This window comes from Streptosporangium sp. NPDC006930, from assembly GCF_040635605.1.
Lineage (GTDB): Bacteria > Actinomycetota > Actinomycetes > Streptosporangiales > Streptosporangiaceae > Streptosporangium.
Genome location: NZ_JBEYID010000015.1, coordinates 74161 through 89642 on the forward strand (window position 1 = coordinate 74161; position 15482 = coordinate 89642).

Here is a 15482-nt window from a genome sequence, read left to right on the forward strand (position 1 = left end):
AACGATGGAGGGCCGAGGTTGGTGAAAGGTTGGCGCCCGGCCGATGCCGGAGGAGGGGCGAGGTCAGTCGCTCCGCGCCGTGCGATGGCGGGCGAGCGCCACGGCCCTGCGCGGGTCACCGGCCCCGAGGACCGCGAGGGTCCGCTCGTGTATCTCCAGGTCGTACGGGTGCAGCTCACCGAAGCGGAACACCGGTCCCGGACCGGGCCAGCGCAGCACCGCCTCACGCAGCGCGACCTCGATGTGCTCGCGCCAGGTCCTGATCCCCGGCGCGTCGGACCACGGCAGCAGGGGGCCGCCGTAGAGCCGCGCCGCCGTCTCCACCCGCCCGGCGCCCAGGGCGGCGAGCACCTCGGCGGCGTCGCAGTCCAGGGGCGCGGTCAGTTCGTACCGCCGGGTGGCCAGCGCGCCGGAGAGCGCCCGCCGCAGGTGGGAGACCTCCGCCTTGAGGGTGGTCGCGGCGACGTGCCGCTCGCCGTACAGCTCGTCCATCAGCCGCTCGGGGGACATCCCGGGGCCCTGCGGTCCCGAGAGAGCGAGCAGGGTGAGGATCTCCAGCTGGCGAGGGGGCAGCTTCAAGGGAACGCCGTCACGGGTCAGCTCGGCGCCGCCGAGGGCGCGCAGCCGCAGGCCGCTCTTCTTGTCGGTACCTCCGGTAAAGAAGCTCTGAACGGAGGGTCCGCTCGCGGACGGAGGGCTCATCCGTTCGGCCAGCCGGCTCTCGATGGCGCCGACCAGGGTGTGCAGCGCGGGCATGGCGAGGGGATGCGAGCGCTCCCAGGTGCTCGACAGGTCGAGCACGCCGAGAACCCGGCCGCCGGGGGACCGGATCGGAGCGCAGTAACAGACCCACCCGTGCAGGGCACGCACGAGGTGCTCGGCCGAGAACACCTGGGTCGGGCGTCCGGTGCGCAGCGCGAGGGAGAGGGCGTTGGTGCCCATGGCCTGCTCGTCCCAGCGCCCTCCCGGGGCGAAGTTCACCGCCTCGGCCCGCCGTCGCATGACCCGGCCGCCGCAGGTCCACATGATGGTGCCCGTCTCGTCGGTGACCGCCGCGATGAAACCGCCGTCCTCGGCGATCCCGCGCAGCTCGTCGGCGACCGTGGCCAGGGGCTCGCGCAGCGGTGAGGCTCTCCAGCGCTGAAGGGCCTCGCCCTCCTCGGGGGCGCTGTCCTGCTCGGGTCTCACCGTCGCGATGGACCGGCCCCAGGAGTCGACGATCTCCTCCCTGAGCCGCTCGCGGTCATGCGGACGCCCGCCCTGGACCCAGCGTGCCCACTCCAGCTCCAGGTTGGTGCGATGCCGGCGTAGCGCCTGGCTTCCTTCCATGCCTGCCTCAAACCCGTTGACGCCTACCGTGATGATGCCTCACCGTGCGCCAGGACGCACCCCTTCGGGACACGCGTTCACATCTCGGGCGGGCGTAAAAGGACCTGCGAATTGTCGGTGGGGCAGGGAAGGATGACCCCATCATGGTTATCACCCCCTCCCTTCCTTTCGCCGCCACGACCTCCCCGAGCGGGGACATCGTGGTCTTCTACGTCGGTGTCGAGCCCCGCATGACACCGGAGCAGGCGCTCGCGTTCGCCGACCGGCTCCGTGACCTCGCGACCGCCGTGTCGCGCCCGGGTCGCGAGGAGCACCGGTCGGCGGGCGCCGGATGTCCTGATCGTGCCATGGCCTATTCGGGGTAATCCCTTTCACTCTCCGTGGTCGTTGCGTAGCGTTCTGCCTGTCGTGGCTCCAGGGAAAAAGGGAGCCGCCTCATCGACTCGTCGTGCCCCTTGATGCCCAGGGCGCTCCCGGACGCGTTGATATCGGATACGGAAGGACAGAACATGCAACCCTTCGAGCTTCCTGACTTCTATCTGCCGTATCCGGCCAGGCTGAACCCCCACGTGGAGACCGCGCGAGAGCACACCAGGGCCTGGGCGTACGACATGGGCATCCTCGACCCCGACCTCGGCATCTGGGACGAGCGCAAGCTCGACGCCATGGACTACGGCCTGCTGTGCGCCTACACCCACCCCGACGCCCCCGCCCCCGAGCTCGACCTCATCACCGACTGGTACGTGTGGGTGTTCTTCTTCGACGACCACTTCCTGGAGACCTTCAAGCGCAGCGGCGACCTGGCGGGGGCGAAGGAATACCTCGACAGGCTGGCGGCCTTCATGCCGGTGCGTCCCACGGGGCCGCCCCCCGAGCCGGAGAACCCGGTGGAGCGCGGCCTGGCCGACCTGTGGGCCCGGACGATCCCGGCGATGTCCGCCGACTGGCGGGCACGCTTCGTCGAGAGCACGAAGAACCTGCTCGACGAGTCCCTGTGGGAGCTCGCCAACATCAACGCGGGACGCGTCGCCAACCCGATCGAGTACATCGAGATGCGGCGCAAGGTCGGCGGCGCCCCCTGGTCGGCGAACCTGGTCGAGCACGCCGCGGGCGCCGAGGTCCCGGCCGTCATCGCCGCGAGCAGGCCGATGCGCGTGCTGAGAGACACCTTCTCCGACGGGGTGCACCTGCGCAACGACCTCTTCTCCTACGAGCGGGAGGTCGGCGACGAGGGCGAGCTCAGCAACGGCGTCCTGGTCTTCGAGCGATTCCTGGGCTACGACACCCAGCGGGCCGCCGACGCGGTCAACGACCTGATCACCTCCCGGCTGCACCAGTTCGAGAACACCGCGCTCACCGAGCTGCCCCCGCTCTTCGAGGAGCACGGCCTGGACCTGAAGTCCCGCCTCGACGTCCTCGCGTACGTCAAAGGACTCCAGGACTGGCAGTCGGGCGGCCACGAGTGGCACATGCGCTCCAGCCGCTACATGAACGGGGCCTCACGTGCGGACCCGGTGGCCCCGGCCCTCCTCGGCGGGCCCACGGGCCTGGGCGTCTCGGCGGCGCGCATCCGGCTGGCGCCCGGCATCACGGGCCCGGGGGGCGTGCGAAGCCACACCCACGCCCCCCTCAGGAAAGTGGGACCGCTGCCACTGCCCGAGATCTACATGCCGTACACGGCCCGGATGAATCCCAACCTCGACAGCGCCCGCCGCAACACGGTGGAATGGGCGCGCGAGATGGGGATGTTCGAGCAGCTGCCCGGCTTTCCCGGGCTGGCGATCTGGACCGAGCACAAGCTCGACACCTACGACTTCGCCATCTGCGCGGGAGCCATCAACCCGGATGCCCCCGGCCCCGAGCTGGACATCTCGACCTTCTGGCTCACCTGGGGAACCTACGCCGACGACTACTTCCCGGTCGTGTTCGGGTCCCGCCGCGACATGGCGGGTGCGAAGGTGTTCAACGAGCGGCTGTCGGCGTTCATGCCGCTCGACCTCTCCGCCACCCCGCCTCCGGTCAACCCGATCGAGCGGGGCCTCGCCGACCTGTGGTTCCGTACGGCGGCTCCCATGACGGAGAGCGCGCGCGCCCAGTTTCGCCGGGCCGTCCAGGACATGACGGAGAGCTGGCTGTGGGAGCTGGCCAACCACATCCAGAACCGGGTCCCCGACCCGGTCGACTACATCGAGATGCGCCGCAGGACCTTCGGCTCCGACCTCACGATGAGCCTCTCGCGCCTGGCCCACGGCCAGGTGGTGCCGCCCGAGATCTACCGCACCCGGACGATGCGCGGGCTGGACGACTCGGCCGCCGACTACGCCTGCCTGGTCAACGACCTCTGCTCGTACCAGAAGGAGATCCAGTTCGAGGGCGAGCTGCACAACTGCGTGCTCGTCGTCCAGGACTTCCTGAACTGCGATCCGCCGAAGGCGGCCGACATCGTCAACGACCTGATGACGTCGAGGATGCGGCAGTTCGAGCACATCGTCGCCACCGAGCTCCCCGCCCTCTTCGACGACTTCGACCTCGAAGGGGAGGCGAGAGAGACGCTCGACGGATACGTGAGGGAGTTGCAGGACTGGATGGCGGGTGTGCTGCTGTGGCACATGAAGACCCGCCGCTACGACGAGGCCGAGCTGCACCACCCGCCCGCGACGACACGCCCTCTCGTCCTCTCCGGGCTGGGCACCGCGGCCGCGCGCGTCGGATCCCCGCTACGGGCGGTGCCGGCCTCGCTCTCCTGACGCGACAGGGGGTTCGGGGCCGGAGCCTTCCCACTGTCTCACCGGAGGTGCCGGCGGGCTCACCGGAGGTGCCGGCGGGCTCACCGGAGGTGCCGGCGGGCGAGGAGCGGCCGTCTGGGCTCGACGGCCTTCAGGAAGGTCTCGGCTGCTCCTCGCCAGGGAAGGCGCCCGTCGGGATCCGAAGTCGTACCTGCGGGGCACGGGTCGCGGCCGCGCCCACGCCTGCGGTTCCGTCTCCGGTTCTGCTCGCGGGTCCGTCTGTGCCTTCGGGGCCGTCCCCGAGGTCGCCTCCTCGTCGTCCGTCCGCGGCTTCTCCTCCGGGTCCGTCTGTGCCGATGGCCCCGTCCTGATCTCGGGGATCGCCGGTGCGGTGACGACCTCGGTGCGAGGCTCGCCGACGGGTCGCCGCGTGGCCAGATCGAGGACCGTGCCGTGGCGGCTGGTCGCGGCGTGCGAGGCGGCGAACAGGATGAGCACGTTCACCAGCTTCAGGAAGAGCAACATGCCCACCGCACCCGCGACGACCTTGTACGCGGGATTCGCTGAACTGATGTTGAAATAGACCTGTCCGATCGTCTTCAGCAGCTCCAGGCCGATGGTGATGACGAGGGCCGGTCCGACGACCCGCCGTGGCGACAGGCGCAGCCGAGGGGGCAGCGTCAGTAACGCCGTCGAGAGCAGGAAGTTCACGCAGATGCCGAGCACGAAGGTGGTCGTGGACAGTGCCCAGCGCGCCGGTAGCGCCTCGACCCCGATCGTATGCTCGGCCAGCCAGATGACCGCGCTCTGGGTGCCGAAGGAGAGGGTGAGCGAGATCGAGAGCAGCAGCCCGAGCGCGACCATCACGGCCAGGTCGATCAGCCATCGCAGGAAGAAGCCGCCCGGATACTGCTCCAGGCCCCAGACCGCCCGTATGGAGGAGCGCATCGAGTCGATCCAGAACACGCCGGTCAGCGGAAGGCCGAAGAAGGCGATCAGCCCAGCCGTGTCCCGCGCGTCGCGCAGTGCCTGCACGTCCAGTCGCGGGAACGTGTCGCTCAGGTAGTCCTCCACCTGACCGAGCGCGGCGGGGGTGTCCAGCACATGACCCATGATCACGAAGGACAGCAGGGCGAGCGCGAAGGTGGCGTAGAACGCGTAGTAGGTCATTCCCGCGGACAGGCGGCCCGCGTCGGTGCGGTCGTAGTGGACGGCCGCCCGGACGAGATGGTCGAACCAACCGCACCGGTTCCGTACCGCGGTCCATGCCCCGACGAACCCGCTGGTCCACCGGCTCGCCCCGGAGGTGGCCTTCATGACTGGGCACCCTACCCTCAGGCGGGCGTTTCACCGCTGGTGAGTCGGGCGACGTCGCGATTCCTGTGACAGCGGAACGTCTTCACCGAGGAGGAGCCGCGGCGGCAGACGGAGAGGGGGCGCGAGCGCTTCGATGAGAAATGACCTCGTTAGCGGCCAACGCCGGCCGAGGTACGAAGGCGCCGGAAAACCCCTGGTCCCGCGCTCCTGCCCTGATCGGCCGGTCAGGTGTGGTCGCTCCTCTCCCGCGGACCGGCCGGTGCGGAGGAGGCGGTCAGGTAGGGGGCGAGGAGTTCCCGGGTCCGCGCGCGGATGTCGCGCTCGTCCGATCCGGACTCGATCATCTTGGAGGCCGCGTACACGACGGCGTTGATCAACTCGGCGGTCGTCTCCGGAGCGGGCGCGCCCATCTCGGCGAGCGCCCCGACGAGCGGGTCCAGCATCTGCCGGTGCATGATGCCGCTCTTCTCGTCCAGTTCTCTGCCGGGGGCGACGACGGTCAGGGCACGGGCGATGGCGTGCTCACCCTCGAAGACCAGGCGCAGGTTCGTGTCCACGTAGGCCAGGACCCGCTCGCCGGGGGTGGGGGCGACGCGCATCGCCTCGGTGACGCGCTCGGACCAGCGGGGGAAGACGTCCTGGATCAGGGCGTCGAGCAGATCCTGCCGCGAACGGAAGTACTGGTAGACCGACGAGCGGGCGAGCCCGGCACGGGCCGCGACCTCGGCCAGGGCCGGGGCCTGCTCCGCCCCCTCGGCGAGGATGGCCCGGGTGGCGTCGAGGAGGGTCCGCAGCTGCGCGGCACGGTGCTCCGCGACCGTGGGAGCACTGATACGTGGCACGGACCCTCCTCGCTTTCAGCCGGACAGCCGCCCGTCGGTCATCTCCACGATCCGGTCGCAGTGCTCAAGCACGTCATGGTCGTGGGTGACCATCACGGTAGCAACCGCGGACTGCTTGGTCTCCTTGGCCAGCAGGGACACCACCTCGTGGCTGCGGGCCCGATCCAGCGCGGCCGTCGGCTCGTCGACCAGCAGCAGGGACGGGGACGCCATCAGGGCACGGGCGATACCGATTCGCTGGCGCTCGCCACCGGAGAGCTGGTGGGGACGCCGGTTGGCCTTGTGCCCCATGCCGACCTCCTCCAGCAGCTGCCGGGGATCACGGTGGTTCTCGCCGCCCCCCGTCAGATGTGTCACCAGACGCAGTTGGTCGAGCGCGATCAGCGCGGGCAGCAGGTTGCCACTCTGGAAGACGAACCCGATGTGGTCGCGGCGGTAGGCGGCCCGGCTCGCGGAGCTCATGGCGGCGATGTCGTGCCCGTCGATGGTGACGGTTCCCTCGTCGGGGGTGGTCAGCGCCCCGGCGACGGCGAGCAGGCTCGACTTCCCCGCTCCAGAGGGGCCGACGACGGCGACGAACTCGCCCGGTTCGACGCTCAGGTCGACGGCGTCGAGAGCCGTGACGGTGCTGTCGCCGTCCCCGAGACGCAGGGTCACCCCGGCGAGGACGAGCCCGCTTCCGGTCTCGGCGGCAGGACGGTCCTTGGCGCTCTTCGTGCGGGTCATCGTTGTCCTCCCAGGGCGGCCAGCGGGTCGACGGCGGCGATGCGGACAATGGCGGCGGCCGCGCCGAGCAGGCCGAGGACGACCAGCAGCACGCTCGCGAGGCCCACCGCGGGGGCTTCGAGAGTGAAGGGGATGCCGCCGCCGATGGCGCTGCCGAGGCCCACTCCGACCGCCACGCCGACGCCGGTGGAGGCCAGCAGGACGACGAAGGCCTGGAACAGGCCGTCGCGCAGCAGGTAGGGCTTGGAGGCCCCCATGGCCCGGAGCACGGCGAGCTCGTGCTTGCGCTGGATGGTCCACACGGTGAAGAACGCGCCGACAACGAGGGCCGAGATGGCGTACAGGAACACCTGGATGAGACTGAGTGTCGAGGTCTCGGCGGTGTAGCCGGGCGAGGCGCCGAACGACTCGGTCAGGGTGACGCTGGTGGTGCCCGCGGCGCCGTCTCCGGCCGCGAGGTTCAAGGTGGCGCCGCTCTCGGCCCGGATGGCGACGGCCGTCGCCTCGGTCATCGCCTCGGGGCGTACCTCGTCGTCGGGGCCGGCACCGGTGTGCAGCCGCTGCCAGGTGGCCAGCGGCAGGTAGGCGACGTCGACGTGACCGAAGGTGTGCTGGTCGGCCGTCGCGCCGATCACGGTCAGCTTGGTGCCGATCCGGTCGACGGTCACGACGTCCCCGACGCGCAGGCCGTCGTCCAGCGCGCTGGCCGACACGACGATCCCGTCCGCCGCTCCCAGCCCGGCGCCCTCGGCGACCTCGGGGGCGAGGAACGAGTCGGGGTTCACCCCGAACAGGGCGAGGTCGATCGGCAGGTCACGGTCGCTGCGGGTGTTCACCAGGAGGTTGCCGAAGGGCTCGGCCTCGGCGACGCCCGGCTGGGTCCTCCAGGTGTCGACCTGCTTGACGTCGACCACGCTGCGAGAGAACGCCGCGTCCAGCTTGGTGCCCTCGCCGAACGCGAACGCGGTCACCGGGAGGCGCTTCAGTCCGGAGACACCGTCGTTCACCAGGCCGGACGAGAGGCCTGACAGCAGCACCATGAGCACGGCGATGAGCGCGACCACACCTCCCATCAGGATGAAACGGGAACGCGCGAACCGTAGTTCGCGCATGGCAAGAAACATTTTCCTCTCCTTTCTCGGTGGTCACACAGCTTCCCGACACAGTGTCGGCAACTATACCGACAGCGTGTCGGGAACATGTCGCGGGCAGTGAGAAGCGGTAGGGACGGCGCCGGGTCGGATCACTCCGAGGTGTGCGAAGCGGCTCGGCTGGTCGCGACGGTGCGGCAGCGCATATGTTTGGGGCGACCGTCGCCGACGAAAGCGCGGAGATCGTGGCAGAAGATGGCGTACCCCCTGTCCCCGGCACCGTGGCCACCGCCCGGATCGGTGTGGCTCTGGCCGTGGCGTCTGCGTTGAACTACCTCCTCTGGCTGGGCTGGGACCGGGAACGGGTTGTCGAGCCGGACGGGAGTCTCAGCGGCCCCTATGAGGCGTGGCAGGTGGTCGGCCTGGTGGCCGGCCTGGGAATCCTCGCCGTGCTGGCCGGCAGGCTCGGCCTCCCCAGGATCGGCACGCTCGGCGTCGCGGGTGTGATGTGGCTGTGCTGGTCGATCGACGCCGCGATGTCGGACGACGGCGGTCTGTGGGTCGTGGGCGCGGTGATGTTGCTGCCCGCCGTCCTGCTCGGTGTCGGTCTGGTCGCGTTCCTCGCGGCTTCCGGTAAAACCGCCGGTCGGAAGGCCCGGCCTGGGGAGTGACCCGCGCGCGGGACTCGCCGACCCCTCTCACCTGCGCGGTGGCGGTGGCCGGTTCTGCCGAGGGTGCGGGTCCGTCGGTGGTGCGGTCGCCGCGTCCTTGTCGTAGGAGCGTCCTTGCGGAACGCGCTCCTTGAGGTCGCGACGGCCGGCGTCGATGACGGCGACCACCGTCCCGCTGCCTCTGAACAACCGGTGTGCCTGCTCGATCCGCGGCGTGCTCAGGTGCCAGAGGCGGCGGGAAATTGACGCTCGCTCTTGACGGCAGCAATGTTTGCGTTAACGCTTTGGGCGGAAACCTCCGCGAAATCCCCTCGTGACTTTCGCGGCTCGTCATCCGTTTCTTGTTAGCGTTAACATTTGTGAGGAGACGCGAGCATGCTGCGCATCACCCCCCGCGCGGCGGTCGATACCGTGACGATCCGGCGAGCGGGCAGCCGAAAGCTCCTGTGCCGCCCGTCGCGGTCGGCGGTGACGGCCGTCATGGTCGTGCTGAGCCTGATCGCCACCCTGCTGACCGCTCCCGCCGCCCATGCCGCACCGGCCGTCCAGTACACCAACCCCCTGGTCGCGCAACGAGCCGATCCCCACATCTTCCGGCACACCGACGGCTACTACTACTTCACCGCCACCGTCCCCGAGTACGACCGCATCGTGCTGCGCCGGGCCACCACCCTGCAGGGCCTGTCCAGCGCGCCGGAGACGGTGATCTGGCGCAAGCACACGAGCGGTGAGATGGGAGCGCACATCTGGGCGCCGGAGATCCACTTCATCAACGGCAAGTGGTACGTCTACTTCGCCGCCGGCCGCGCCGACGACGTCTGGCGGATCCGGATGTACGTCCTGGAGAGTAGTGCCGCCAACCCGCTGACCGGCAGCTGGACCGAACGCGGCCGGATCGTCACCCCCTGGGACACCTTCGCGCTGGACGCCTCGACGTTCGTCGCGGGCGGCGTCCGGTACCTGACCTGGGCGCAGCAGGAACCCGGCATCGCCACCAACTCGAACCTGTACATCGCCCGGATGGGAAGCAACCCGTGGACCATCACCGGGACGACGACCCGGTTGACCGTGCCGACCCTGGCCTGGGAGACGCGCGGATACAAGGTCGCCGAAGGGCCGTCGGTGATCCAGCGCAACGGCCGGATCTTCCTCACCTACTCCGCCAGCGCCACCGACGCCAACTACTGCCTCGGCATGCTGACCGCCTCGGCCTCGGCCGACCTGCTCAACGCCTCCTCCTGGACCAAGAGCCAGAATCCGGTGTTCGCCACCAACGCCGCAACCGGCCAGTACGGGCCGGGGCACAACTCCTTCACCGTCTCCGAGGACGGGCAGAGCGACATCCTCGTCTATCACGACCGCAACTACCGGGACATCTCCGGCGACCCGCTCAACGATCCCAACCGGCGTACCAGGCTCCAGAAGGTGCACTGGAAGGCCGACGGCACCCCCGACTTCGGCATCCCGGTGTCCGACGGGATCTCGCCGGTGCGGCTGAAGTCCTACGACCAGCCCGACCGTTTCGTCCGGCACTGGGAGTATCGGGCCAGGATCGACGCCAACGTCGCGCCCCTGGCCGACTCCCAGTTCAGGATCGTCCCCGGGCTGAACGGTGGGACGACGGTGTCGCTGGAGTCGACCAACTTCCCCGGCTACTACCTGCGGCACCGTAACCACCAGGCGTGGGTGGAGCGCAACGACGGCTCGGCGATCTTCCGCGCCGACGCCACCTTCACCCGCCGGGCCGGCCTGGCCGACGGTTCGGCGGTGTCGCTGGAGTCCGTCAACTTCCCCGGCTACTACCTGCGCCATCGCGACCTCCAGATGTGGGTGGAGCGCGACGACGGCTCGGCGACCTTCCGTGCCGGCGCCACCTTCACCCTGGAGTGACCCGCACCGTCATCAGCATCTGATCATCTAGGAGCCGACGGCCGGCATGGTCGACTCCGAGCACTGCTCCTCGTGGCGGTTCTCTTTCGGCGCCGGTGCGCCGAGAACCTTCACCCGGGTAGGCGGCACCCACGGACGGCGAAGAGCTCCCATCACACCTCATCGTGATGGGAGCTCTTCACCGACGGCACCGCCGGCCACGCCCCGGCGGTGCCGTCATACCCGCGTCAGGAGAGCGGACGCACGTCCACGCCGTAGCCCAGGCGGTCGATCCACGATGGTCCGCAGCTCGCTACGCTCCACTGACCGCTGTTGGTCGTCACCCATCCGCCGTCCCTACGGCCGTTGCTGCACTGGACCCACGCGCGGAACTCGTAGGCAGGACCGTTCGTCGCGCATCGGGCGGAAAACGAGTTCTGGCCGAAGGTGTAGTCACAGTCGTTGGCCCCTGCCGACGCCGGGCTCAGCGCACTCGACCCGACAGTGACGGCTCCCACCGCGAGCACGGTCGCGGCGAGGACACGCAGGGTTCTTCTCATACCCTCTCCTAAACACTGGTGACAGCTGACCGTTCAACGTTCCGTACGCCCCGGTTCGCGCATTGCTCCGGGGATGTGCAACGGAGGGAGCTCTTAGGAAACTTTCCTAAATAAAAGATACGTCCGAGGCGGAGCGCGTCAACCCCGCGCGTACCGACAACCTCATCCGCCCAGCGGGCGTCTGTTGGGGCTCTCAACGCAGTGGGCACTCGACCGCTCGGGCGAGTGCTGCGAGGCGCCGGCGGCGGGAGTCGGTCGTGGTTCGCGAGTCGCTGAGCGCGAAGGTGGTGAGCGTTCAAGGAGAGGCAGGGCATGCTCACATCGGCGCCCCCGGCCGGTGGAAATACGGCGGCCTGGTCGAGGGCCGCGTGGCAGGTGCCCTCGGCGACAAGGATCGCGCAGGCCCCGGACAAGCAAAAGACCAGGTCAGCGCGTGGATGACCTGGTCTTGGCAGCGCACCCTGCAGGATTCGAACCTGCGACCGTCGGATTAGAAGTCCGGTGCTCTATCCAGCTGAGCTAAGGGTGCTCCCGCTTAATTGTGCATGATCCGGGGAGTGCTCATGTATCGGTTTCCTGGCTGTGTCGTGAGGATCACCCTGCGAACCCTCCGGATCCTGTAGGGAGCGTCGCGGATGCCGGGTGTGGGCGAGCGGTGGCCGTGACCTCTTCACCCGCGTGGTGGCCCGTCTCGAAGGTGCGCCCGGCTGGACCGGGGCGCGAGGCACGGCCTGTGATCGGGTAGGGGCGCGGGCTGTCGACCGGCTCCACGATGAGTCGCCGGGGGCATCCGGTGAGAACGGCTTCCGGCTGTCCCGGCGTGTGAAGATCGGTCTGTCCGAATCGTTCTCCTGAGGAGACGGAGCGGTCTAGGCTCGTATGCCATGTTCGTCGCGACGGCCCAAGAGGAGATCCCCCTTCTGGGCGGTGATGTCACCGACGGGGTGGTGCGGGTCGGGGACACCGTCCGGCGGCCCTGCAGGGCCTCCACGGCTTCGGTGCACGCGCTCCTGCGTCATCTGGAGCGCTCCGGGTTCGAGGGGGCTCCCCGGGCGCTGGGGGTGGACGAGCGGGGCAGGGAGATCCTGAGCTATGTCGAGGGGGAGTCCGCGGCCAGGCCGTTGCCCCCGTACGCGCTCACCGAGGAGTCTCTGGCCGGGCTGGCGCGGCTGCTGCGCGCTTTCCACGACGCGGCCGAGGGGTTCGTCCCGCCGCGAGGGGCGGTCTGGGAGGCCGGGTCCAACGACGACGCGGCGCCGCGGCTGATCGGGCACTGCGACGTCAACCTCGACAACGTGATCTTCCGTGACGGGCTTCCCGCCGCGCTGATCGACTTCGACATGGCCCGGCCGACGACCCGGCTGTTCGACGTGGTGACCACGCTGCGGCACTGGGCGCCGATCGCCGACCCCCTCGACCTGGAGCCGCTCCAGCGTCGTCTCGACATCGGTCCCCGGCTACGCCTGTTCTGTGACGCGTACGGCCTGGAGCCTCGTGATCGTCGTCGGCTGCTGGATCTCGCCCGGCTCCGCTTCGACCGCTCCTACCAGGCGATGCGGGCCAAGGCCGAGGCGCAGGGCGGGAACGGCGGGTGGGCCCGGATGTGGGCCGGTGGGGCGGGGGAGCGCATCCGGCGGGCCTGCGTGTGGCTGGAGACCCACCAAGATGAACTCCATGAACACCTCATTTAGTCGACTGATCGCCAAAGTGGGACTAAAGAGACCTGGAGTTGCCGAAGGGGTGGGGATGCTCGCCGGGGTCGCGATCGACGCCGTGCTCGCCGATCCCCGGCGCGGGCATCCGGTCGCGCTGTTCGGCACCGCCGCCGCCGGGGTGGAGGGGCGGGTGTACGGCGACAGCCGGGCGAGAGGTGTGCTCCATGTGGCCCTGTGTGTCGTCCCGGTGGCGCTGCTCGGTCATGTCGCGACCCGGCCGCGCGACCCGGTGGTGCGGGCAGGGCTGAGCGCGGCTGCGACGTGGGCGGTCATCGGCGGTACGACGCTGGGCCGCGAGGGTACGGCGATGGCCGGATTCCTGGAGGACGGCGATCTCGCGGGGGCGCGGGGGAGGCTGCCGCACCTGTGCGGGCGCGACCCGTCGGGGCTCGGGGAGTCCGGGCTCGCCAGGGCCACCGTCGAGTCGATCGCGGAGAACACCTCGGACGCGGTGGTGGCGCCGCTGTTCTGGGGGGCGGTGGCCGGGGTGCCCGGCCTGCTCGCGTACCGGGCGGTCAACACGCTGGACGCGATGGTGGGGCACCGGAACGCGCGCTACCAGCGCTTCGGGTGGGCCGCCGCCCGCCTCGACGACGTCGCCAACTTCGTGCCCGCCCGGATCACCGGGCTGCTCGCCGCGCTCGGCGCCCCCCTGGTGGGCGGTTCGGCGCGGCGGGCGGCGGCGGTGCTGCGCAGGGACGGCCACCGCCATCCCAGTCCCAACGCGGGTCGCTGCGAGGCCGCCTTCGCGGGGGCGCTGGACCTCACCCTGGGAGGGGTGAACGTGTACGGCACCAGGGTGGAGCACCGGCCGGAGATGGGCGAGGGGTCCGCGCCCTCGGTCGCGGACATTCGCAGGTCGGTACGGCTGGCGCGGGCGGTCGGCCTGGCCGCGGCGGGGCTCGCCGTCCTGGCCGCCGTTCGGGGTTCATCCGGGCGAGGTTCACGCGGGCCAGGTTCAGGCGGGGCGGGCTCGTACGGGAGGAAGGGGTGAAGGGGGCGCTGCTGGTCGCGGGGACGACCTCCGACGCGGGCAAGAGCGTGGTCACCGCCGGGATCTGCCGCTGGCTGGCCAGGCAGGGGGTGAGGGTCGCGCCGTACAAGGCGCAGAACATGTCGCTCAACTCCTTCGTCACCGCCGACGGCGCCGAGATCGGCAGGGCCCAGGCGATGCAGGCGGCCGCGTGCGGGCTGGAACCCAGTGCCGACATGAACCCGATCCTGCTCAAGCCGGGCAGTGACCGGCGCAGCCAGGTCGTGGTGATGGGCAGGCAGATGGCCGAGGTCGACGCGATGGAGTACTGGGACGTCAAGGAGCGGCTCCGCCAGGTCGCGGTCGACGCGCTTGAGCGGCTGCGGGGCGCGTACGACGTGGTGGTCTGCGAGGGGGCGGGCAGCCCGGCGGAGATCAACCTGCGCAGGGGCGACATCGCGAACATGGGCCTGGCCCGCGCCGCGAACCTGCCGGTCATCGTGGTCGGCGACATCGACAGGGGCGGGGTCTTCGCCGCGCTGTACGGGACGGTCGCGCTGCTGGAGCCCGCCGACCAGGCGCTGGTCGCCGGGTTTGTGATCAACAAGTTCCGGGGGGCGCCCGAGATCCTCGAACCGGGGCTGGACATGATCAGGGAGCTGACCGGCCGCGAGGTGTACGGGGTGCTGCCCTGGCTGGACGGCCTCTGGATGGACGTCGAGGACTCCCTCGCCCTGGACAACCGGCCCACGCCCGGTACGTGTGCCCCGTACGGCGGGCAGACCCTGCGGGTGGCGGTGGTGCGGCTGCCGAGGATCTCCAACTTCACGGACGTGGACGCGCTGGCCTCCGAGCCCGGGGTGGTGGTCCGCTTCGTGACCTCCCCTGGCGAGTTGGAGGACACCGACCTGGTGGTGCTGCCGGGCTCCCGGGCCACGGTCTCCGACCTGGGGTGGCTCCGTGCCACCGGCCTGGCCGCCGCCCTGCCGGGACGGGCGGTGCTGGGCATCTGCGGTGGTTACCAGATGCTCGCCAGGACCATCCGCGACGACGTGGAGTCGGGGGCGGGCCTGGTCGAGGGGCTGGGGCTGCTGCCCGCGTCGGTGGAGTTCGCCGGGGACAAGACGCTGGGCCGTCCGGTCGGCGCCGCGTACGGCCACCCGGTCTCCGCGTACGAGATCCACCACGGCGTGGTGACGGCCGACGGTGGCGAGCCCTTCCTGGACGGCTGCCATGACGGCTCGGTGTGGGGTACCACCTGGCACGGCGCCCTGGAGAACGACGGTTTCCGCCGGGCCTTCCTCGCCGACGTGGCTGCCGTCTGCGGCCGTGACTTCACCCCGGCGCCGGACGTGTCGTTCGCCGCGCTGAGGGAGGAGAGGCTGGACGCGCTCGGTGACCTGATCGAGCGGAACGTCGACACCGGTGCCCTGCTCCGGCTGCTGGAGGGCGGGGCTCCCGCCGGGCTGCCGTCGCTGCCGCCCGGCGGTGTCTCGCGTGAGGCCCCGGATTTCTCGGCGGGCGCTCCCTCCGCGGGGTGAGGCGCGCCGGAGGCGACCGGCGAAGCGACCAGAGCCGGGGGTTCCCTCCGTTGGGTGAGGCGCTGGTCTTTCCGTCGGCTGAGAACGGTGTCCGTTCCGGTGGGTTGGGAGGTGATTTCTTA

At 70.2% G+C, this 15482-nt stretch carries 14 protein-coding genes and 1 tRNA gene; 7 read left to right on the forward strand and 8 right to left on the reverse strand.

Annotation, left to right across the window (positions count from 1 at the left end; genetic code table 11):
- Positions 1-63: 63 nt before the first annotated feature.
- A complete protein-coding gene (locus ABZ664_RS25010; protein WP_362514618.1) occupies positions 64-1329 on the reverse strand; it encodes a GAF domain-containing protein in 1266 nt (421 codons plus the stop codon).
- A 143-nt stretch (positions 1330-1472) separates the two neighbouring features.
- On the opposite strand from ABZ664_RS25010, the gene ABZ664_RS25015 reads away from it, so the two are divergent.
- Together ABZ664_RS25015 and ABZ664_RS25020 are read left to right on the forward strand one after the other, a co-directional pair.
- A complete protein-coding gene (locus tag ABZ664_RS25015) occupies positions 1473-1694 on the forward strand; it encodes a hypothetical protein (RefSeq protein WP_350945322.1) in 222 nt (73 codons plus the stop codon).
- Positions 1695-1838: 144 nt separating this feature from the next.
- Positions 1839-4076: a family 2 encapsulin nanocompartment cargo protein terpene cyclase gene (locus ABZ664_RS25020; protein ID WP_362514623.1), complete on the forward strand. Its 2238-nt coding sequence runs from the start codon at positions 1839-1841 to the stop codon at positions 4074-4076.
- Here the strand turns inward: ABZ664_RS25020 and ABZ664_RS25025 are convergent.
- The 4 genes from ABZ664_RS25025 to ABZ664_RS25040 form a co-directional block, all read right to left on the reverse strand.
- Complete coding sequence (locus ABZ664_RS25025) at positions 4047-5372, reverse strand: YihY/virulence factor BrkB family protein (protein WP_362514628.1); 1326 nt, start codon at positions 5370-5372, stop codon at positions 4047-4049. The genes ABZ664_RS25020 and ABZ664_RS25025 overlap by 30 nt on opposite strands.
- Before the next feature lie 224 nt (positions 5373-5596).
- A complete protein-coding gene (locus ABZ664_RS25030) occupies positions 5597-6214 on the reverse strand; it encodes a TetR family transcriptional regulator (RefSeq protein ID WP_362514633.1) in 618 nt (205 codons plus the stop codon).
- A 15-nt stretch (positions 6215-6229) separates the two neighbouring features.
- Entirely contained in the window at positions 6230-6940 is a 711-nt protein-coding gene (locus ABZ664_RS25035; protein WP_362514638.1) for an ABC transporter ATP-binding protein, read from the reverse strand.
- On the reverse strand, positions 6937-8064 hold the full coding sequence (locus ABZ664_RS25040) for an ABC transporter permease (protein ID WP_362514643.1): 1128 nt from the start codon (positions 8062-8064) through the stop codon (positions 6937-6939). The genes ABZ664_RS25035 and ABZ664_RS25040 overlap by 4 nt, the downstream gene beginning before the upstream one ends.
- Before the next feature lie 212 nt (positions 8065-8276).
- Between ABZ664_RS25040 and ABZ664_RS25045 the strand changes: the two genes are divergently transcribed.
- The gene (locus tag ABZ664_RS25045; RefSeq protein WP_362514647.1) at positions 8277-8702 is read left to right on the forward strand and encodes a hypothetical protein; all 426 of its coding nucleotides are present in this window, start codon (positions 8277-8279) and stop codon (positions 8700-8702) included.
- 27 nt (positions 8703-8729) lie between these two features.
- Here ABZ664_RS25045 and ABZ664_RS25050 read toward each other — a convergent pair whose 3' ends face one another.
- Complete coding sequence (locus tag ABZ664_RS25050; RefSeq protein WP_362514652.1) at positions 8730-8891, reverse strand: hypothetical protein; 162 nt, start codon at positions 8889-8891, stop codon at positions 8730-8732.
- A gap of 186 nt (positions 8892-9077) precedes the next feature.
- Between ABZ664_RS25050 and ABZ664_RS25055 the strand changes: the two genes are divergently transcribed.
- Positions 9078-10592 carry a family 43 glycosylhydrolase gene (locus tag ABZ664_RS25055; RefSeq protein ID WP_362514657.1) on the forward strand — a complete coding sequence of 505 codons (1515 nt, stop codon included), beginning with the start codon at positions 9078-9080 and terminating at the stop codon, positions 10590-10592.
- Positions 10593-10819: 227 nt separating this feature from the next.
- On the opposite strand, the gene ABZ664_RS25060 is transcribed toward ABZ664_RS25055, so the two are convergent.
- Both ABZ664_RS25060 and ABZ664_RS25065 read right to left on the reverse strand, forming a co-directional pair.
- A complete protein-coding gene (locus tag ABZ664_RS25060; protein WP_362514661.1) occupies positions 10820-11131 on the reverse strand; it encodes a hypothetical protein in 312 nt (103 codons plus the stop codon).
- Between the two features lie 455 nt (positions 11132-11586).
- Positions 11587-11660, reverse strand: a tRNA-Arg gene (locus ABZ664_RS25065).
- Positions 11661-12015: 355 nt separating this feature from the next.
- On the opposite strand from ABZ664_RS25065, the gene ABZ664_RS25070 reads away from it, so the two are divergent.
- The 3 genes from ABZ664_RS25070 to ABZ664_RS25080 are packed head-to-tail and all read left to right on the forward strand — an operon-like array spanning position 12016 to position 15360.
- Positions 12016-12822: an aminoglycoside phosphotransferase family protein gene (locus tag ABZ664_RS25070; RefSeq protein ID WP_362514665.1), complete on the forward strand. Its 807-nt coding sequence runs from the start codon at positions 12016-12018 to the stop codon at positions 12820-12822.
- Positions 12823-12871: 49 nt separating this feature from the next.
- Positions 12872-13840 (forward strand): cobalamin biosynthesis protein, encoded by a 969-nt coding sequence (locus tag ABZ664_RS25075; RefSeq protein ID WP_362514668.1) that lies wholly within the window; start codon positions 12872-12874, stop codon positions 13838-13840.
- Positions 13837-15360, forward strand: coding sequence for a cobyric acid synthase (locus ABZ664_RS25080; RefSeq protein WP_362514673.1), 1524 nt, complete (start codon positions 13837-13839; stop codon positions 15358-15360). The genes ABZ664_RS25075 and ABZ664_RS25080 overlap by 4 nt, the downstream gene beginning before the upstream one ends.
- Positions 15361-15482 lie beyond the last annotated feature (122 nt).